22 protein-coding genes and 1 tRNA gene are annotated in these 17362 nt (G+C 46.9%); 7 read left to right on the top strand and 16 right to left on the bottom strand.

Going from position 1 to position 17362, the window contains the following annotated elements; translation table 11 throughout:
• Positions 1 to 1169: hypothetical protein (locus PHF79_00595; GenBank protein MDD5318308.1), on the top strand; the 1169-nt coding region annotated here is incomplete at its 5' end.
• A gap of 79 nt (positions 1170 to 1248) precedes the next feature.
• Here PHF79_00595 and PHF79_00590 read toward each other — a convergent pair.
• Together PHF79_00590 and PHF79_00585 are read right to left on the bottom strand one after the other, a co-directional pair.
• Positions 1249 to 1683 (bottom strand): NUDIX domain-containing protein, encoded by a 435-nt coding sequence (locus tag PHF79_00590; GenBank protein ID MDD5318307.1) that lies wholly within the window; start codon positions 1681 to 1683, stop codon positions 1249 to 1251.
• 88 nt (positions 1684 to 1771) lie between these two features.
• Positions 1772 to 2203, bottom strand: a complete 432-nt coding sequence (locus PHF79_00585; GenBank protein ID MDD5318306.1) for a hypothetical protein — start codon at positions 2201 to 2203, stop codon at positions 1772 to 1774.
• A 178-nt stretch (positions 2204 to 2381) separates the two neighbouring features.
• Here PHF79_00585 and PHF79_00580 point away from each other — a divergent pair, with 178 nt between their 5' ends.
• Together PHF79_00580 and PHF79_00575 are read left to right on the top strand one after the other, a co-directional pair.
• Complete coding sequence (locus PHF79_00580; GenBank protein ID MDD5318305.1) at positions 2382 to 3272, top strand: sigma-70 family RNA polymerase sigma factor; 891 nt, start codon at positions 2382 to 2384, stop codon at positions 3270 to 3272.
• Positions 3220 to 3804: a hypothetical protein gene (locus PHF79_00575; GenBank protein ID MDD5318304.1), complete on the top strand. Its 585-nt coding sequence runs from the start codon at positions 3220 to 3222 to the stop codon at positions 3802 to 3804. Before PHF79_00580 ends, PHF79_00575 begins: the two co-directional genes overlap by 53 nt.
• A gap of 74 nt (positions 3805 to 3878) precedes the next feature.
• On the opposite strand, the gene PHF79_00570 is transcribed toward PHF79_00575, so the two are convergent.
• Both PHF79_00570 and PHF79_00565 read right to left on the bottom strand, forming a co-directional pair.
• The gene (locus PHF79_00570; protein MDD5318303.1) at positions 3879 to 5216 is read right to left on the bottom strand and encodes a ParB/RepB/Spo0J family partition protein; all 1338 of its coding nucleotides are present in this window, start codon (positions 5214 to 5216) and stop codon (positions 3879 to 3881) included.
• A 78-nt stretch (positions 5217 to 5294) separates the two neighbouring features.
• Complete coding sequence (locus tag PHF79_00565; protein MDD5318302.1) at positions 5295 to 5549, bottom strand: DUF5652 family protein; 255 nt, start codon at positions 5547 to 5549, stop codon at positions 5295 to 5297.
• A gap of 79 nt (positions 5550 to 5628) precedes the next feature.
• Here PHF79_00565 and PHF79_00560 point away from each other — a divergent pair, with 79 nt between their 5' ends.
• On the top strand, positions 5629 to 6780 hold the full coding sequence (locus tag PHF79_00560) for a peptidoglycan-binding domain-containing protein (GenBank protein MDD5318301.1): 1152 nt from the start codon (positions 5629 to 5631) through the stop codon (positions 6778 to 6780).
• Positions 6781 to 6785: 5 nt separating this feature from the next.
• Here the strand turns inward: PHF79_00560 and PHF79_00555 are convergent, their stop codons facing one another.
• From PHF79_00555 to PHF79_00520, 8 genes are all read right to left on the bottom strand, one after another.
• Positions 6786 to 8279, bottom strand: coding sequence for a DHA2 family efflux MFS transporter permease subunit (locus tag PHF79_00555; GenBank protein ID MDD5318300.1), 1494 nt, complete (start codon positions 8277 to 8279; stop codon positions 6786 to 6788).
• 10 nt (positions 8280 to 8289) lie between these two features.
• A complete protein-coding gene (locus PHF79_00550) occupies positions 8290 to 8976 on the bottom strand; it encodes an efflux RND transporter periplasmic adaptor subunit (GenBank protein ID MDD5318299.1) in 687 nt (228 codons plus the stop codon).
• A 9-nt stretch (positions 8977 to 8985) separates the two neighbouring features.
• Positions 8986 to 10098 (bottom strand): biotin/lipoyl-binding protein, encoded by a 1113-nt coding sequence (locus PHF79_00545; GenBank protein ID MDD5318298.1) that lies wholly within the window; start codon positions 10096 to 10098, stop codon positions 8986 to 8988.
• A gap of 5 nt (positions 10099 to 10103) precedes the next feature.
• Entirely contained in the window at positions 10104 to 10535 is a 432-nt protein-coding gene (locus PHF79_00540) for a MarR family transcriptional regulator (GenBank protein MDD5318297.1), read from the bottom strand.
• A gap of 169 nt (positions 10536 to 10704) precedes the next feature.
• Complete coding sequence (locus tag PHF79_00535) at positions 10705 to 10950, bottom strand: hypothetical protein (GenBank protein ID MDD5318296.1); 246 nt, start codon at positions 10948 to 10950, stop codon at positions 10705 to 10707.
• Positions 10951 to 11189: 239 nt separating this feature from the next.
• A tRNA-Gln gene (locus PHF79_00530) sits at positions 11190 to 11260 on the bottom strand.
• A 25-nt stretch (positions 11261 to 11285) separates the two neighbouring features.
• Positions 11286 to 12440 carry a DNA polymerase III subunit gamma/tau gene (dnaX, locus tag PHF79_00525; GenBank protein ID MDD5318295.1) on the bottom strand — a complete coding sequence of 385 codons (1155 nt, stop codon included), beginning with the start codon at positions 12438 to 12440 and terminating at the stop codon, positions 11286 to 11288.
• A 12-nt stretch (positions 12441 to 12452) separates the two neighbouring features.
• Complete coding sequence (locus PHF79_00520; protein ID MDD5318294.1) at positions 12453 to 13535, bottom strand: tRNA-dihydrouridine synthase; 1083 nt, start codon at positions 13533 to 13535, stop codon at positions 12453 to 12455.
• Between the two features lie 196 nt (positions 13536 to 13731).
• Between PHF79_00520 and PHF79_00515 the strand changes: the two genes are divergently transcribed.
• The 3 genes from PHF79_00515 to PHF79_00505 all read left to right on the top strand — a co-directional run bounded on the left by PHF79_00515 (position 13732) and on the right by PHF79_00505 (position 15697).
• A complete protein-coding gene (locus PHF79_00515; GenBank protein ID MDD5318293.1) occupies positions 13732 to 14154 on the top strand; it encodes a response regulator in 423 nt (140 codons plus the stop codon).
• A gap of 164 nt (positions 14155 to 14318) precedes the next feature.
• Positions 14319 to 15296 carry a hypothetical protein gene (locus PHF79_00510; protein ID MDD5318292.1) on the top strand — a complete coding sequence of 326 codons (978 nt, stop codon included), beginning with the start codon at positions 14319 to 14321 and terminating at the stop codon, positions 15294 to 15296.
• Positions 15293 to 15697 (top strand): hypothetical protein, encoded by a 405-nt coding sequence (locus PHF79_00505; GenBank protein MDD5318291.1) that lies wholly within the window; start codon positions 15293 to 15295, stop codon positions 15695 to 15697. Before PHF79_00510 ends, PHF79_00505 begins: the two co-directional genes overlap by 4 nt.
• Before the next feature lie 135 nt (positions 15698 to 15832).
• On the opposite strand, the gene PHF79_00500 is transcribed toward PHF79_00505, so the two are convergent.
• From PHF79_00500 to PHF79_00485, 4 genes are all read right to left on the bottom strand, one after another.
• Entirely contained in the window at positions 15833 to 16114 is a 282-nt protein-coding gene (locus PHF79_00500) for a hypothetical protein (GenBank protein ID MDD5318290.1), read from the bottom strand.
• Between the two features lie 9 nt (positions 16115 to 16123).
• Positions 16124 to 16507 (bottom strand): hypothetical protein, encoded by a 384-nt coding sequence (locus PHF79_00495; GenBank protein ID MDD5318289.1) that lies wholly within the window; start codon positions 16505 to 16507, stop codon positions 16124 to 16126.
• A gap of 113 nt (positions 16508 to 16620) precedes the next feature.
• A complete protein-coding gene (locus PHF79_00490) occupies positions 16621 to 16926 on the bottom strand; it encodes a hypothetical protein (protein MDD5318288.1) in 306 nt (101 codons plus the stop codon).
• A 24-nt stretch (positions 16927 to 16950) separates the two neighbouring features.
• A complete protein-coding gene (locus PHF79_00485; protein ID MDD5318287.1) occupies positions 16951 to 17355 on the bottom strand; it encodes a hypothetical protein in 405 nt (134 codons plus the stop codon).
• Between the last annotated feature and the right edge of the window lie 7 nt (positions 17356 to 17362).

Here is a 17362-nt window from a genome sequence, read left to right as displayed (position 1 = left end):
AAACTTCCGGTCGCCGGTATTTCTGCAAGGTGGGCAAAACCGTTGATTTTCTGGCCTTCAATCGGCCGGGACTTCATCGTCTGATAGTGTTGGCAGTGAGGAAAACAGCCGACGTGGCGCTCAACATTAAAAAATTCCTGGAAACAAATTCGAATAGACGCTACTGCTCTGGTATGTCTGTGGAAGACATTTATGAAGAGATTGGCACTGGAAAATTTCGGTGCCTGTATCGTTCATGTGATCTAGAAGTGGTCGCGGCGACCGTCCGAGAATTCACCATTCCGGCTGAGCTTTTTGCCAAGAAACCCAAAGGGGTGCTCGGCGAAGCCATCTGGGGCTGGGTCAATCGGTGGCATGAAGCGCCACCGCGTGATCAGTGTGCTTTCAGGGCGCGTTGCATCTGGGCTTTTACCGTCCAGCCGCCACTCTTCCTGATCGGACACTTTCTCAAAATCTGTGTCTCGATAATCCTGACAGTTTTTCTGCTGGGACGTCGGGCTGCCGTGTTTTTCTGCGGTTTCCGCCCAGGGTCGTTCTTCTCGGAGATTAAATATCTATGGGATCATGATCCTGGGTCAATGGTAGAATATTCACCCGATGTTTTCTACTACCCTTCCAACGATTGGGACAGAAAATACCGGTATTGGGGGCGTAACAAAAATGGAGAAAAAGTCTTCATGCCGGTCACACCGGTTGAGGTCGTTGGAGCCTGTCTGTCCTGGCAAATTCTGGTGGCATTGTGGCCATTTCTGACAAAAGCAATCCCTGATATAAGGGCGGTGTTTTTAGCATTGTTTATGGTGCTTACCCTAATCTTCCTGACGTCAGTATTTTTTGTCAGGTTCATCGCTCCGCCGTTGGATAAATTCGTGCTCCGGCCAATTGGACAGTGGTGGACAAAGTGGCGTGCAAAGCGGTTGACGGATAAACTGCATGCCTACGCCGCGACAAAGCCTCCGACTCCGGAAAAAGTGCTCGCCAAGGTGCCAAAACCACCAAAGCAAAGCGCCTACAGCCGCTGGCTTAATGGGAACCTGGTAGTCTCCAAGGCTCCCGAATCCGTGGATTTGGCTCATTTGCCGAAGCCATATGGAGGAAGATTGCCTCAGGTCTTCCGCGTCGGTTTCTGGGTGGCCAAGATGAAGGTCTGCCGACCATACTCGAAGTAAAAATTAAAATCAAAGCTCCTCGCGGAAAACCGTGAGGAGCTTTTTACTTTGCAAAAATCCAAAAAAATGGAACGCCAAGCTAAACAATATTATAAAACCCCTTAATACACACATCCTCATCTGGTATCAAATCAAGCTTTAGGGCTTCTTCAGGTTTTAGCCATCTATGATCTTTGTGCTCTTCCAAATTTAGATTTAGCGTAGGTCTTTCTTTTAAAGGAAGGTGGAATGTGTGATAAATAAAATCGTACTCGGGGTATCGAACATAATATTTTTCAAAATACTGACATTCTTCCGGTGTAAATTTTAAGCCAATTTCTTCTTGTATTTCTCGCACTAGTGCGTCGGCGAGCTCTTCATCATTGTCTACCTTGCCTGCCACTAAAGCCCAGATATTACCTTGAGGTTTGTGATCTTGACGGTGCAATAGCAATATTTCTTCATTGTTCTCAATAAAAACACTCACCACGTCAAATTTTTTCTTAAAATTTTCGAATTCAGTTTTAGAAATCATGTTGTTATAATAGCCTTGTACATTCCAAATGACAAGAAAATTTAAAAGGCGGCACTCCTTGCTGGAAGTGCCGCCTTGATTTTGGATTTTATTGCGGTTCAACCCATTCGGCCCGGCTTTCCAGGTTGTTGCTGTAGATCCCGGATCCTGGCGCTGTTTCGACGTCGCCATCAATCATGATCACACAGAAAACCTGACACCGTTGAGTACCATACATGGCTTTGGACACGACGTCTTTCACAATGGTGTGCAGCACCTCGAGGGCCGTGTGAAATTGTTTGGCGGTCCGTCCTTGGCGGGATGCTCCACTCAAACGGACTTCGACACCCCACGATCCGTGTTTTGGTGAGGGAGCGGTGTCTGCGTGCTGGACGTAGTACTCGGCTGGACGATCGAGTACGTTTTCAACGCCAAGAGCTTGCCCGACCACGGCCGAGAGGACCCTAGCGGCAAATTTTTCCCCACTCAAAGCTTCCTGAATCGCTGGCGAGGCGCCGATGATGGCTGCTTTTATTATCATTTTTAATCCTTCTTTTTTACCGAGTCTGTAAAGTATTTTACACAGAAAAGGCAAGGTGTCAATGACAACGCGGTCAGAATCAAATCTTTTGACAAAAGTCAGTCTGATGGTAGATTTAACCCAGACACGCCTATGGCGTATTGTTTTTTAAACGAAACCTTAAACAAGGAGAAGTCATATGGACCCCAAAGAAAAAGCGGAAGTCCGTCTCCTTGAATTGGAGGCAGAAAAGGCAAAGGTATATCCGAACCGAGAGGAAATGGCGGCACTGAACATCCGGCGCATCGCGGGTGATGACAAAGCTCGAGAAGAGATGATCATGCGCAATCAAAAACTCGCGCATTGGTTTGCGGCAAAAACTGTCCCACCAAACACTCCAGACTACGATGATGCCTTTCAAGCTGGCATGTTGGGTATTATGGAGGCAGTGGATCGTTTCGACCACACGAAGGGAGCAAACTTCGGCACTTATGCTGTATGGTGGATTCGTCAAAAAGTTTACCGCCAGAAAGCCAATACCGGACAAACCATCAGAATCCCTGTAGGGGTAGGCCAGCAGGTCAGAAAGGTCAAGGCTATTGCTTTTCGTCTGCAAGAACAATTGGGAGAAAAGCCGAGCCTCGAACAAATTGCCGAGGAGACGGGTCTTTCCGTTTCTAAAATCAGCAAACTCTTCAGAGTGACGATGACAACCCAAAGCCTCGATGAGCCAATCGAGCTTGGAGATGGAGATGCGGCCGATCTCTACAAAATGACACCAGATCACAAGGCTCACATGCCAAGTGATACGGCAGCCATCAAAGACGACTGCCGAAGGGCGGCGCAAATGATGAAGGGTCTCTATGAGTATGTTTGCGACCTCTATGGAGATGTGGCCTCTAGCAGCTCAAGCAGGATTTTCTTCACCAAAAATGGTCTCTTCGGCTACGGCCCGAGTAGGACTTTGGAGGAAACCGCTAGTGAATTTGGTGTTACTCGGGAACGTGTCCGCAAAAAACAACTCCATCGAAAGTATCTTGGAACGTCTTTGCACCCTTGTCCGCCAATCAGGAACCAACAAGTCACCTGAAGCCTTGGCGGTCAGACTTGCGTGCGACGATTTCAACATCCCAATCAACGAGTCTTGCTGCGAGTTCAACCTCAAGGCAAATCTGATCCCCTCGACTGAAAGTCTAAATGGTGAACTGGAAAAAGTGAGGGCAAAGCATACCCTTTCCATTCTCTGCGGAGATCTTTCGCAAATCTGGAATCGGCAGGGAAAACTCTTCCCTTCCCAGATCAAGGAGGTCGAGAATATCCTCAAAACCAGAAAGCAAAAAATTGAAGAGGCGAGGCAAGCAATTGTTTCGCGCACCCAATTCCCTGCTGAGGTCAAGGAGGCTCTTTGTGTGCGGTATGGACTTGGGTCCTACGCTGAGGTCAATCCTGACCCCAAGGTCTTCGCCCAGATGGTGAATATCTTGAATACCGAGGTGGAGGTGGTACTCCGAGGAGTGTGGAGATACCTGGCCAATGGAAAAAGCGAAGCCATCGCCTCTGACCAGGAATACTGGAAGGCGGTGGAGGAAGTGGAGTACTCCTCGCTTCTCCTGAAGTCCTGAAGGCAAAACATAAATGCCCGCAGCGTGTCGTTTGACGCTGCGGGCATTATTTTTTTAAGGGAACTAGTGGAACCCTAGGAGGCCATGTTTTTGGCCACCTTGAGGAGCCTTGGGATAATTATCACCGCCCTTTGTAGAGCTTCTTCAACCTCCCTCCGACCCATTTCTGTGGTAAAGAGGAGGTGGTGCTTTAGCCCCGTTTCATTGGTGTCGAGCTCCACCAGCGAATTGAGCAAGTTTTGGACCGCTCGGGTGGCGGCCTTTCGAGGACTTCTTTTTCTGGGCACAAAGTTGAGCTCGGCTTCTGATTTTGCCACCAAGACCTTGATCGTCCGGCTGACCGTCTTGATCCCTTTCTCCGAATGACCGTAGGCCTCGTCGTAAATCCGCTGTTGCTCGTCGAGATCCTTGATACCGGCAAGCGTTTTAGCATGTTCAAGACGAAGCCGATTGTTCTCCGGCACCTCGGGACTCATCTGCTCCAGCAAAGCGGGAGAAAGACTTTTCAGCCGCAAATAACTGTAGATCAGCGGAATGCTGAGTCCAGTTTTCCTGTGAATTTCGGCCGGATCTTTCACCTGTTCATAAATCCAGAGGATAGCCTTGGCAATCTCGTACGTGGTGTGCGGCTCCGCATGGAGGTTGGCCACGAAAGAGAGCGTAAAGCGCTCGAGCAGATTTTTCCTTTTGCCTGTCTTGATGATGGCTTTGATTTTCTTCAATCCCACATGCTGGTGGACCAGCCACCGGCGTTCTCCATCATCGAGTTCAAAATGACAGCCATCCTCACCGATTTCATCGGCAGGCAGCCGCCAAACACTGATGGCCTTGAGTTGACCGATCCCCTTGATCGAGTCACCCAGCGCCCGGAGTTTTTCTGAATTGAAAAAAATCCTTGGCTGACCTTCAAAACGCCGGATATCGCTGACATCAAGAAACACCACTTTTTCTTCCCCGACCACTTCTTCTCCCTGCGAATTGAGGGTGATCACACCCTCCTCTTTGTTGACGGCTGACACCAAGGTGCCGGTCGGCAAATCTTGGAAATGTGTGGCGATCGGCTCGTTTGGAGTGATGATTGTCAATCGAGAAAACTGGCCCCCAATGCACGAAAACGTGTTGGTGGTGGCTGCATCGTCCTGCTTGGTCGTGGTGATGCGTCCACCAAGGATTTCCTCCCACCTTTCATCCATAAAACGAAACAGGACGAAGGTGCCGGCAGTCTTGGTGTTCATGTTGGCTTCGACTACAAACCGCTCACCCACCTTTGGACGACTGGCCTTGTAAGCATGGCCGTTGAGCTGCTCCGAGCTGAATCCGAGGAAATCAAAAGCTTTGTCTGCTTCAGTATCCGGATTGCCTCCCATTCTGGAATTACCAGCTACCCGCAAAACACTGTAGAATTTTTTCATTATCCTAACCTTTCCAATTTGTTCATTTTAAAGTTTCTGTATCAGAGTAAACCACACCTCAACAGGCTTTGCAAACAATTATTTCTTACTGAAAAGTTCAGAAAGTTTTAGTTTAGCGACGAAGAAAAGATAGATAATTTCAAGAATACCAGCCGTATTGATGATGAGAAGAAGAATAAACCAGATTGACTGTCCCCGTCGTCCTGAGTGCCACAAAGCCAGACCCTTCCAGAAAATACTCCACAAAAGCAAGATGGCTAAACCTGGTCCAAAAACATGGAGCCAAGTAGGCGCTCCGACACCGATAGCATAATTTGTATTGAAATTGTTCATACTTTTATTAGGTTATACTAATCTTTTTATTATACACCTATTATACATAATGGGCAGACAAAGTGTATAATATGTAGACATGAAAAAAAATATCCATTTTTTGAATCTATTTTTAATATTATTTTTACTGCCTTTTTTACTCGCTCCAGCTTTAGCAGACGCTAGTTCCCTGTCTATTGGCACCATCACCCCAAATGCCAACACTCCAGCTGGCAGCACTATATCTTTTCAGATAAATGCTCCAGACGTTAGCAATCCATCCTACATCCTAAGCGATTCTCTCCCCGGCAGTACCCTCTCAAATTCAAACATCAGCAATACTGGTAGATTTAGTTGGGCCACTGGAGCAACGGATATTGGCACCCATAACATTACTTTCACGGTGATCGATTCATATGGCTTTCGCAGTACCCTGACTCAGACTTTGGTGGTTGGACCTTTCTCCGCTCTATCCATTCAAAATCTTTCTCCCAGCACAAATATTTTTCCAAATAATGTTCTGTCTTTCAGCGTAGGAGCCCAAGGTTTCAGCAATCCTTCATTTTTAATTAGCGACACCTTTGCGGGCAGCAGTATTTCAAGTAGCAACATAAGCTCCGCCGGCAATGTGGCCTGGACACCCAAGACTAGCGATGTAGGGGTCCACAATCTTTCCATCAGAGTGAGTGCTTCAAATGGCCGGACTGATACTCTATACCAAACTATCACAGTGAACGGTATTAGTGTTCAAAATACTTCTGGTTCTAATATTTCTGCAGGTGTGCCTGTGACATTGACTATCACCCCTTATGGTCTGACTTCCCCCACATACACTCTCGGAGACTCGCTTCGCAACAACACTTTGGACAACGGCAATCTCAACGGCAGTAATTTTACCTGGACACCTCAGACCCAAGATATAGGTACCCATAATATTTCTATCAATGCCATTGATATCAACAACACTACCGCCAGCACACAGCTCACCCTCACTGTCACTGGCAATGGTGCCGTTTCATCTGCAAAAGGAGACGGTTTCATTTTCAACAAGCCCTTAGACCTTGGTTCGACAGGCAATGACGTGACCGAGCTTCAAAAAAGATTGACGGCTGAGGGTCTCTACTCTGGACCCATCACCAGCTACTATGGATCTCTGACCAGAGCCGCTGTCATCCTTTATCAGAGCGCCCACGGTATCAACACTTTAGGCAATGTTGGACCAGCTACTCGCACCTCTCTCAATAAAAAATAGAGATTCTATTCTACGACTACCTTTACATCTGCTCTCTCATTTTTAACTTTCAAAAATAGCACCGCAAAGGAGCCGAGGAACACGATCAGGGTGGCTATGAGAAAAACATAATCATAGGCATCGATTTGAGCTTTCAATTCTACCAAGCCAATATATTTTTGGACATTTGTTCCGAGCTGACTGTTGAGAAAGCTGAGATTGTTGATATTAAAAATATTAGCCGCGATGCGGTTGGTCAGGATTGTGCCGAAAATAGCGATTCCAAAAGCTCCGGCTACGTTTCGAACCAGAGCCAAAATAGACGAAGCGACTCCTATTTCATGAGGCTCTACCACAGATGCAACGAGATTGGTGCGCTGAGCCATTCCAAAACCCAGCCCAAAGGCCATGAGAGAAAGTGGCAACATAATATCAATGGCAGTTGATTTTACATCCAGGAAAGAAAAGAAATAGAGCCCGATAGAGGCGACAATGGTGCTGGCAAAAATGACATACTTGGCTTTGACTTTGCCAGCTAGGGCGCCTCCGATCGGAGCAGCGAGCATGAGGGCAGCAGCCATCGGCATAAAAAGATAGCCTGATTCTGTAGCATTAAATCCCAAAAAAGTCTGAGCAAAGACGGGAATGAGAAACAGTCCGCCCATCAAACCCATGAAGACAATAAAATTATTGACTAGGGCATTGAGAAATGCAGGAATCTTAAACATTTTCAAATCAACGATTGGCTCGATTGCATGATGCTCTATTTTGATAAAGACCCAAAGCAGAGCCATGATCAAAAAATAGCACGCCGTGCTAGCCAAAGAAGTCCAGCCCCAATCAGAGCCTTTGTCCAACACGAGCACTAGAGCTGAAAGCATGCCACCCAGACTAAGCGCCCCCCACCAATCAAAATAAACCGTCTTCTTTTCTGACACCGATTCGTGAATAAAACGCAGGGCCATAAAGACACCTAGCAACCCTACCGGCAAATTTACCAAAAAAACTGAGCGCCAACCGAAATTGTCGATGAGGGGCCCGCCTATCAAAGGTCCAAAAACGGAGGCGGCTGCAAAAGATGAGGACCAGATACCGAGAGCCTGACCTCGCTCCTTGCCTTGTTTGAAAGTGACCGCAATGATAGCCATCGCGGTAGGATAATCCGCCGACCCTGCAATCGCCTGTATGACTCTAAAAACGATCAGCGAAGGAAGATTCCAGGCGAGACCAGCTAGCACTGAGCCAAAAATAAAAATGGCGAAGCCTAGAATATAAACTTTTTTTCGACCGATGGTGTCACCCAGTTTTCCCCAAATAGGCACAAAAACTGCATTGGCCAAGATATAGGCCGTAGCAATCCAGCCGGCAGCCGTGACTGTAATATTAAAATCATTGATAATTTTCGGCAGGGCGAGATTGACGATAGTCTGGTCAAGGCGACCCAAAAATGTGCCGATGATGACGGTAGCCAAAATCCACCAGCGCATTTTGGAATCTTTGTCCTCCATGGTTTTTTCCATATTTTAAGTCCTACTTTAGAGTATGGACCGTAATCTTGGCTGACATGCCGCTTTTGAGCTCCGGATATTTACTGACATCAAAGGCGACGTATACGCTAAACTTTTTGACTGGGCGCTTATCGGAGATTGAAAAAATAACACCCGTGTCGTCCGAGGTGACTCCGACTTTATCCACAACTCCTTCATACACTTTTCCGGGAAAAGTATCGACCGTAAAAGTGGCTCGTTGACCAGAAGCTATATTTTTCAAACCATCTGTTTCATTTAGTGATCCGACCACCTCCATCTGTTGATCGGCTACGATCGAGACAATAGTCTGGCCTGGAGTAAAGTAGCTGCCCACGACTTCTGGTGCGTTGGCCACCAAGCCGTTATCCTTGGCAAAAAGTGTTTCGGATCCAACCAAGGCGATTTGCTGGCCAGCAGTCACCCTGTCGCCTTCTTTTACGTATATAGCATTTAGGACTCCTGGTGTGTTTGGCCCCATGTTTGCGATTGGAGCATTCAGGTAAGAATTTTCCACGAAAACATTTCCCCGGACTGATTGCCAATAAAGAAAACCCCCGAGGGCCCCAAAAATTAATACCATGGCTATCAGGCTTTGCACCCAGGGTTTTTTAAAAACACCCGTTTTTTCTATTTTCTTTTCGATTGTCTTTACTTCCTCTTCTATTTTTTCGATTGTTTCGTTGTGCATATATTTGAGTTAAATTCCTTGCCCTGAAATTTCTATAGCTGAGACATTGGCCACCGCGGTTTCCCCTACATTTATATGTACCGCCGTCACTGTGCCGTCCTCTGGGGCAATAATAATCCTGCCGTTATAGTTGGCCTGAGCAATCTGAAGAGCTCCAAGAGCATTGTCCATGTTGGCTTTGGCCACGGCTACATCTTCTGGACGAGCAGAAGTCGTGACCACGCTAGCGTTTGTATTGGCAGTCGTCAGAGCCTGCTCTGCACTCTGAATACTACTGATAAGCGTGTCGACAGCTGAGCGAGCCATAGCTACATTGGCCTTATATTTGTCCATATTGGTCTGATATTTGGCGTCGTAAGTGATAGAGTTCAGTCCATCAGACACTTCCGCAAGGTAATTCTTAACCACTGTGAGATTGGCCAAGGTCACCTGGGCCGTAGTTTGGCTATCTGTGCTTGTAGCCACTTTCCAAGCAGCCAGAAGCTTACCAATATCCACTCTTTTATTTTCAAGATCCAGTTTTAAATTTAAATCACTTGGGACTAAGCTTGTGTTGGTGTTGATAGTCGGATCAAAAAAAGTAATCTCAAATCGAGGCGCATAAAAATTGGGATTGACATAAAGATTGTCTACATCCGTGCGGATGAGATTGTCTATCTGAGTAAAAGAATTTTGGAGAATATGCTCTAGGTTTTGACTGGCTGTGTCTATAGCCGCTTGAGCCACATCGACTGTCGAAGCGGTGGCCCCATTGACTACCTTTGCATAGTTGGCCTGAGCTGAGGCATACGTGGCCTGGGCCTGAGTCAAGGCCCCAAGAGTACTTTCGGGATCTAGGGTGGCCAGGGTCATGCCTTTTTTTACTTGATCACCCACTTTGACCGAGACAGTAGCCACGCGCCCACTCGAAAGAAAGCTCAACAATACGTGCTGGGAGGCTGCTACGTCTGTACTCGTGCTGACATCTATATTGGCACTTGAGCTGGCCAGAGAAAATTGAGGAGCAGAAGGTGACTTGAGGTTGCGGTATTCGGCTACTCCCAAAATACCGGCTGCCACAACCAGCGAAACGGTGGAAACGAGAACGGGCTTGTGAATAAAAGTGATTAGATGTTTTTTCATAAAGATTAGTCGTTGATGAGAATTTTCATAATGCGTCTAAAATGACTTCTGTCTGTGGGATTGAGTTTCGAGACTATTTTGTCGAGGATTTTTTCTTTCTTTTTCCACAAAACGGCAATCATTTTTTTAGTCTTGGGTGAAAGCTCGATAAAGACAACCCTTCGGTCATTTTTATCTTTTTTTCTGAGCACCAGGCCGGCTTTTTCCATTTTTTCTATCAGGGACGTAGCTGAAGGCGGAGCGACTTTCAAATACTTCGCTATGCTCTCCATGCTCTTTTTTTCTGAGGGTCCGATAAACATCAGGATTTCCATCTGAGAAAAAGTCAGCTCTCTCTCAAAGGAGCCTTTTTTTGTGCAGGCATTCATTTTTCTCCTGAAAGCAAGGAGCAGCTCCCCTATACTGATATTGTTGGTGGGCGTTGGGCTAGATGGCATAGTTTGTTATTATGGCTAATAGTTAGCTAGACTAAGTATATAGCAATACCTTATGCCGTCAAGCCATTCTGAGATGACTAGAACGGGCAGATTTTCTGCTATTTTGTATAATTTTTAAGCTTGTGTAAGATTTTTTGTATAGTGTAGACCTAAATATTGCTTTCTAGAGCTATTTTACCTCGACAAACTTGCCGTTCTGCACCTGATCAAAATAGAAGGTCCTTTGTACTTGACCGTTTGGTTGATACGTTACTTTTCCAAGAACTCCAGAAAAATCTTTATTACTATAAAAATAATTTTCTATACATCTTGCATCTCCATTGCAACTTTTATTTGCTTGACCGAGTAAGGTGGCACCATCATAGACAAAATAGGAAGTAACGAATGGGTCCTTACCAAATGAAGATTTATACATTGATATAAAATTCTGTTGGACCATGGCGACCTGGTCTGATACTACCCACGGCGATAATGCATTGGTATAACCTTACCAATTTTCTTGAATTGTTTTACAAAACACATAGCCTCTTGTGGGTGATTGAAAGTTTATGTTGGAACCTTTCTTTTAAAAACAAAACCGTGGCTCAAATGAGGCTTAAAAGTCCTTTCGATGTGATGTATAAAACACCTAAAAATGCTGATTTAACTACGATGCTGGGAGACTTGGAATCGAACCAAAATTCACAGCTTCAAAGGCTGCTGTCCTACCATTAGACGATCTCCCAATATTTGTGCTTCTAATTTATTTTATCACTTTCTATTTCTATCCTCACCTTCCGCTCCGCCATTCTGCCCGATAAGCCCAATCAATGCAAGCTCGAGCGGGGCTTGGGGAATGGCGGAGCGAGAGACCGCGGAGGATGCGGAGAGGAGCTCCGCTAGGGTTTGTGAGGTGATAGTTTTACTTTTGCCGATCTTGTCATCCCCTTTCTCCCCCGCCACTTTCTTCAAAAAAGCAAAGTCCTCCTCGGAAAAATCCTCACGCAAAAAAGTCTCGGCTGAGGGGCTGTATTTTATCAGGAGCACAGCGCGGATTTTTTGAATGAGAAGAGCGAGAAAAAGAGAAATGTCTAGATTGGACTGGCTGGCGGTATGGACTGACTTTAGAGCGCTGTCTATGTCATGCTCAGCCAAAGCGCTGACGAGACTATTTACCAGCTGACCGCGCGGTGCGTTGGTCACCTGCTCGACATCTTCACGCGTGATTTTTGATGCGCCATTTTTTCCACTTGTGTTTCCGCCTGCGTCTCCGGTCGCCCCTAGCACTTTCTGCAACACTCCATGCGCATCGCGGAAAGAGCCGTCACCGAGGAGGGCGATGAGCTCGGCGGCATCAGGCGAAATCGCCCGGCCTTCTTTTTTGGCTGTCTGCTCAACCACTTTTCGCAATACCTGCTGGTTGGGTTTTTTAAAAGTAAACACCTGGCAGCGTGAGATGACGGTCTCAGGCACTTTTTCTAGCTCAGTGGTGGCCAAAATAAAAATAGCATATCGAGGCGGCTCCTCCAGAGTTTTTAAAAAGGCATTGAAAGCTGCCTTGGAAAGCATATGCACCTCGTCGAGAATGTAGACTTTGTAACGAGACTGCATTGGCACAGTGTTGACCGACTCATTGAGCTCGCGGATCTGATCGACGCTGTTGTTGGAGGCAGCATCAATCTCATATAAATCATTGGCAGTCGTACCAAGAGCCTCAGCAAAAATACGAGCCACCGAAGTCTTGCCCGTGCCGCGTGAACCATAAAAAAGGTAGGCGTGGGCTATGGTCCCGCGATCGAGCGTCCCCTTGAGAGCCTGGACAACCGGCTCCTGACCAATCACCTCATCAAAGGCCTTTGGGCGATATTTGCGATACAAGGAAAGGTGTTCAGAGACTGGATTTTTTTCCGAAGTTTTTGGTGACATGACCCTAGTATATTATAAAGCGCGACAAAACGCATTGACGGCCGCGGCAACCTCTTCAACATCATTGCAGGCCATGAGTTTTTCGCGAAGTTCCTTGGCTCCGTCAAAACCAGTGACATAGGCTTTATAATGTTTTTTCATCACCGCAAAATTTTTGACATCACCAAGCAATTTTTCAAAAAGTCGGGAGTGCTCGACCATGACGGCCAAGCGATCCTTGAGAGAGATTTCCTCGCGAGATTTTTTTCCAAATGGCGAACGTGACAGCCCAAGTGGCGCAAAAAGCCACGGATTGCCAAAAATCGCTCGGCCAAACATGACGCCGTCGCAGCCAGTTTCGTGAGCTTTTTTTTCGGCGTCAGCCAAATCTGTCACGTCACCGTTACCAAATATAAGCGTGCGCTCTTTTTCGGGCAAGGTGGATTGGACTTCATCACGAATTTCTACCGCGCGTTTGACGTGCTCCCAGCGGGCAGGCACTTTTGACATTTCCTTACGAGTGCGGGCGTGGAGAGTAATGACTGCTGGCTGTTCTGCGAGCAGTTCAGGTAGCCAAGTTTCGAGCTCGACTTTGTTGAAACCAACTCGCGTTTTGACGGATACGGGAATGTTTTTTCCACCTCTTTCAATCGCTTCTTTTACACCCTCCTTGGCGGCGCGGATCAGAGCGCGGGCGCGCGCCGGATCCTTCATCAGTGCGGCGCCCGCGCTCTGCTTCTCAATACTTTTATCCGGACAGCCCATATTTATATCAATCCCATCAAAGCCAAGCTCCACCGCCAGCTCGGCGACTTGCTGCATGTGTTCTGGATTGGAAGTAAAAAATTGCGCCACGATCGGTCGCTCGGACTCATCAAATACAAGATCTCGCATCAGTCTAGCCTTACCCTTGGCATCCGCCTTCACCAGCCCATCAGCCGCCACAAACTCTGTCCACAACACATCTGGTTTGCCGTATTTCGCAATGATCCGTCGAAAAGCCGCGTCCGTGACATCAGCCATAGGAGCGAGGACCATCAGGGGTCGGCCTTGTCCTGTCGGATTTTTTTCTAGCTTATTTCCTCGGTTATTTTTTAAATTTTGCCAGAAATTCATAGGCGTAGCTTAGCATAAAAAATAAAAAATACGTTGTCTATATGCTCGATATGTAATATAAAGCATATTTTTTATGCCTTATATTACATATTGAGAAAAACCTTACCTTACGACCCAGGCAAATTCTACCCCAACCGTTGACTTTTCCTAATTCTGTGATAATATCGAAAAAGAATAGAAATCCGAAAGGAAAATTATGACTCAAAAAATCAAAATCCTGCTGGTTGAGGATTGTCCCTATACCTCGCTACTGGTGCAAAAAGTGTTGGCCGCCCAAGGCCACGAGGTCCTCGTCATGGAAAATGCAACTGACGTGATCAAAAATGCGGGTGATTACAACCCCGACATCTTGGTCACAGACAACGACCTTGGGTTCCACAAGGATGCCGGCCTGCTCTTGACGGAGCATTTCACCCGCTGCCGTCCGGAAATGCCCATCATCTTTATGTCGGGCAGGATGGATCTGGACCTCGCTCGCGAGGCCGGTAAAGCCGGGGCTGATGTCAGCCTACCAAAGCCGTTCACGCCTGACGAGCTGATCGCCAGCCTGACCCGCGCCATGTTGCGGATCGTCCCCAAGGAGCCGAAACAGCCTGCCAGTGAGAGCAAGGTGGCTTAAACCCATACCCAAAGCCACCAAACGCCAGTCCGGTACTCCCGGCCTGGCGTTGACTTTTTACCTAAATATGATATAATATAGCCAGTAAAAAAATCAACCACGTCAGGGAACCTATTCCCTGTCGGGATACGGTTCGTTGACAAAACAATAGAAAAAACAAAACAATGAGAATTTTAGTTCTCTTGGTAACACTAGCCATTGTGTTTGTACTGTCGACCGTTGTGGTCACAGTGCTCACAGGCTTGGGATTGCCCGCAGGAAATGCAGCGATTGCAGGAATGCTGGGTGGTGGCATCGTCACCATCCTCGCCTTCCTGGCAATGTGGAAAGTCTTCCTCGTAGAGGTGCCGACTCAGAAAGTCTTCGTGACGATCGACCGTTGGCACGGTGGCAATAATTTTTATCTTTCTGGGGTGCACGTCAAGTACCCTTGGGAAGACAAACTTAACGCCACTGACGATCCTCAATGGAAAACCCGGCTCGAGGATGAACCGGGGGAAATCTCCCTCAACAAGCACATCCTGATCGAGTCCCCGAAAAAAGAATACACAACCATCATCGACAACTCCGTTGTCGTTCTTGATTTCTATACTCAATTTTCGGTCAGACAGGACATTAGGGGGCCAATAAATCCCCGAACCCTGTCTGCCTGGATCCTCACAAGCATCACTGCCAAAAAAGCAGCGGCGCTTGCCACGATCGATGCAGTACTTACAAGGATGACCACCCAAAATACTTCTGAGTGGTTTCGTGAACACACGGACGATGTTAGTACTCAGCTGGCATCAGTTTTTGGTGGAAAGGCCCACGAAAGTGTCGTGGAAACGAGGCATGGCATGGATGTGGATGACCCACAGTTTCAAAGCGTCACCGACTCGGCCCAGGTCCAAAAGGCTAGGCAAAAGGTCAAAGAGGCCGAGATGTTCCGGAAACGGGTCGGCGAGATCATGAAAAACGGGGGGATTCAAGATGTGGAAAAGGCCACACGGATAGCTCTGATCATGGGCGAAGAGGCCAAGGGAGAATACATCGAGCTCATCATCGGTGGTCTGCCCAAAAATCTCCGCGACATGGTCATCAATGCCCCCATCACAAGGGGCACGGGTGGCAACAAACCTCAGGGTGGAGGAGGTGGAAAATGAGCGGCTTGCAAAAAACAATCCGTACCGTAGGAACGGTCCTCGTGATCATCCTTGGTATCATTTTCTTCTTCGTGTTCCTGAAAGGGTGCGCGGAGTCGGCAGCTCATAGGCCGCACGCGGCCACCAAAAATGCTGGCCTGTCGTCAGTCGCAGCACCTACAGCGGTAATGCAAACCTACACCGCACCCGAGGGAAAATATGGTCCAGAAATCCGAGTGCCGCCAGGCTATCGGTTTGACTTCGACACCGAGGAGTCAGCCAAGTTGCTGCTGCGAAAAAACGGCGGAGCTGATCAGCCAGTGGTGGGGCATATTGATCTGAGCACTGACCTGAAGACCGTGGAGTTCAAATCCACTGGCCCAGGAAGTGCAACCGTCAACTATGTCGTCAGGCCAGAGTAAAATCTGGCACAACCAAAACAATCAACCAAAAGCGAGGAGGGCTTGCACATTCGTGCAACTGCCCCTCCTCGCTTTTTTATTTACTAATTTTCACTAAACTTTATTCTCCGTCCATTTTTTTAATTATTTTATTGCTTATTGATTTGTAATGTTATCAATCCCCGTCCGATCAGCTCCAGGAATACTCCCGATGATTACGTTTACAATTCCGAATGCGGAAATCATAATCGCCAGACCGACAATACCCCAAAGCATATGTCGCTGGCCTGTAGCCCGTGCATCATCACTATCTGAGCTACGGACAAATTCGAAGACACCCCACAAGAAAACCAAGAGAGCTACAGCAAACATCAACAAGATAAGAGGGTTGACGATGACCTGATCAACTTTGTGAATAAAATCGATAGCCTTTTGCATCGAGAATGATTAGTAGGTACGCACTGTGCCACCAACGTTTGGAAGACTAGGAGCATTGATAGGTGTATTGTCGAGACCTGGAATACTTTTTGCCAAGATGTTGACGAGACCCCAGACTGAGACCATCACAAAGAGAGCAATGATACCCCAGATCATATAGCCTCGGGCTTCAGCCCGCTTTTCTGTGTCAGCCCCTGAAGTAACGTACATAAGAATACCCCAAAGGAAAACCAGCACTGTCAATGAAATGATGAAAGGCAAAAGCTGGTTTATGAGGGCTGTAGCTGTAGCCAAAAGTGAGAAAACTCCGCTGGCACCGGAAGTCTGAGCCAATGCAAGGAAAGGAGTGGCAAACGCTGCAAGAGTCGAAATCTTAATAAGTGTTTTTTTCATTATAAATAAATTACTTGATAAATTCTTTAACTATCTTCAATCCCTAAAGTCTACTCTATTTTAGCAATTTTGTATATAGAAATAAAGCTTGTTTTTGCCAAAGTGTGGATAGCCTATTTGAGCTGTGGCACTATCAAAGCACTCCCAAAAAGAGTAGAGGTGAGGATATGGACAAGACCCCAGACCGAAACCATCACCGCCAGTCCGATAATGCCATAGATCATAAAGGCCCGGCCTTCAGTCCGTTTTTCTTCACTATCCCCTCCAAGCACAAACTTAAAGATACCCCAGATAAAGACTAGGAGCGTCAAACTGATAATTAGCGGCAGGAGCTGGTTGATAGCAGTGTAGACCAGCTGAACGGCATCGTTGAAACTGCCAATTGAACCACTTGCTGCGACTTGAGAACTTGGTTGCATAATTTTTTTAGAAAATTTTAATAATTATTTTAAGGCTCCGACGGTGCCTGAAATAGCGGCTGAAATGACTTTGGCTCCCAGGATGACAGCCGCCCCGACCACCGTCCAGGTCAAAGTCATGTGCGCTTTTTTAATTTGTTCTTCACTTCCCCTCGCCGTCACATAAAGAAAACCTGCGTAAATAATAAAGAAAACAATCACCACAGCCCCGATGTCTATTACGACGGTGAGAATTTGATCAAGGAAAGAAGAAAGGCTGTCCGAGCCAGTGAGTGGATTGATGAGTGTGGGACCATTTGAACCTCCCCCGTTTCCACTATTACTTCCACCCCCTGATGCAGACTGTGCAAAAATAAAACCGGCAGGAACGATAGTAAGTATCAGGACCCCTAGAGTTATTCTTAAAAAGTGAATAAGTTTTTTAGTCATAAATTAT

Source organism: Candidatus Paceibacterota bacterium, assembly GCA_028714275.1.
GTDB lineage: Bacteria > Patescibacteriota > Minisyncoccia > Phycocordibacterales > CAINVO01 > CAINVO01.
Note: the sequence above shows the minus strand (reverse complement) of the source record. Positions and strands in the feature narration are given on the sequence as shown.

Coding starts and splice junctions, on each gene's coding strand:
- PHF79_00590 (MDD5318307.1), bottom strand. CDS start 1,683: ATGATTTCTAAAACTGAATTCGAAAATTTTAAGAAAAAATTTGACGTG.
- PHF79_00585 (MDD5318306.1), bottom strand. CDS start 2,203: ATGATAATAAAAGCAGCCATCATCGGCGCCTCGCCAGCGATTCAGGAA.
- PHF79_00580 (MDD5318305.1), top strand. CDS start 2,382: ATGGACCCCAAAGAAAAAGCGGAAGTCCGTCTCCTTGAATTGGAGGCA.
- PHF79_00570 (MDD5318303.1), bottom strand. CDS start 5,216: ATGAAAAAATTCTACAGTGTTTTGCGGGTAGCTGGTAATTCCAGAATG.
- PHF79_00565 (MDD5318302.1), bottom strand. CDS start 5,549: ATGAACAATTTCAATACAAATTATGCTATCGGTGTCGGAGCGCCTACT.
- PHF79_00560 (MDD5318301.1), top strand. CDS start 5,629: ATGAAAAAAAATATCCATTTTTTGAATCTATTTTTAATATTATTTTTA.
- PHF79_00555 (MDD5318300.1), bottom strand. CDS start 8,279: ATGGAAAAAACCATGGAGGACAAAGATTCCAAAATGCGCTGGTGGATT.
- PHF79_00550 (MDD5318299.1), bottom strand. CDS start 8,976: ATGCACAACGAAACAATCGAAAAAATAGAAGAGGAAGTAAAGACAATC.
- PHF79_00545 (MDD5318298.1), bottom strand. CDS start 10,098: ATGAAAAAACATCTAATCACTTTTATTCACAAGCCCGTTCTCGTTTCC.
- PHF79_00540 (MDD5318297.1), bottom strand. CDS start 10,535: ATGCCATCTAGCCCAACGCCCACCAACAATATCAGTATAGGGGAGCTG.
- PHF79_00535 (MDD5318296.1), bottom strand. CDS start 10,950: ATGTATAAATCTTCATTTGGTAAGGACCCATTCGTTACTTCCTATTTT.
- dnaX (MDD5318295.1), bottom strand. CDS start 12,440: ATGTCACCAAAAACTTCGGAAAAAAATCCAGTCTCTGAACACCTTTCC.
- PHF79_00520 (MDD5318294.1), bottom strand. CDS start 13,535: ATGAATTTCTGGCAAAATTTAAAAAATAACCGAGGAAATAAGCTAGAA.
- PHF79_00515 (MDD5318293.1), top strand. CDS start 13,732: ATGACTCAAAAAATCAAAATCCTGCTGGTTGAGGATTGTCCCTATACC.
- PHF79_00510 (MDD5318292.1), top strand. CDS start 14,319: ATGAGAATTTTAGTTCTCTTGGTAACACTAGCCATTGTGTTTGTACTG.
- PHF79_00505 (MDD5318291.1), top strand. CDS start 15,293: ATGAGCGGCTTGCAAAAAACAATCCGTACCGTAGGAACGGTCCTCGTG.
- PHF79_00500 (MDD5318290.1), bottom strand. CDS start 16,114: ATGCAAAAGGCTATCGATTTTATTCACAAAGTTGATCAGGTCATCGTC.
- PHF79_00495 (MDD5318289.1), bottom strand. CDS start 16,507: ATGAAAAAAACACTTATTAAGATTTCGACTCTTGCAGCGTTTGCCACT.
- PHF79_00490 (MDD5318288.1), bottom strand. CDS start 16,926: ATGCAACCAAGTTCTCAAGTCGCAGCAAGTGGTTCAATTGGCAGTTTC.
- PHF79_00485 (MDD5318287.1), bottom strand. CDS start 17,355: ATGACTAAAAAACTTATTCACTTTTTAAGAATAACTCTAGGGGTCCTG.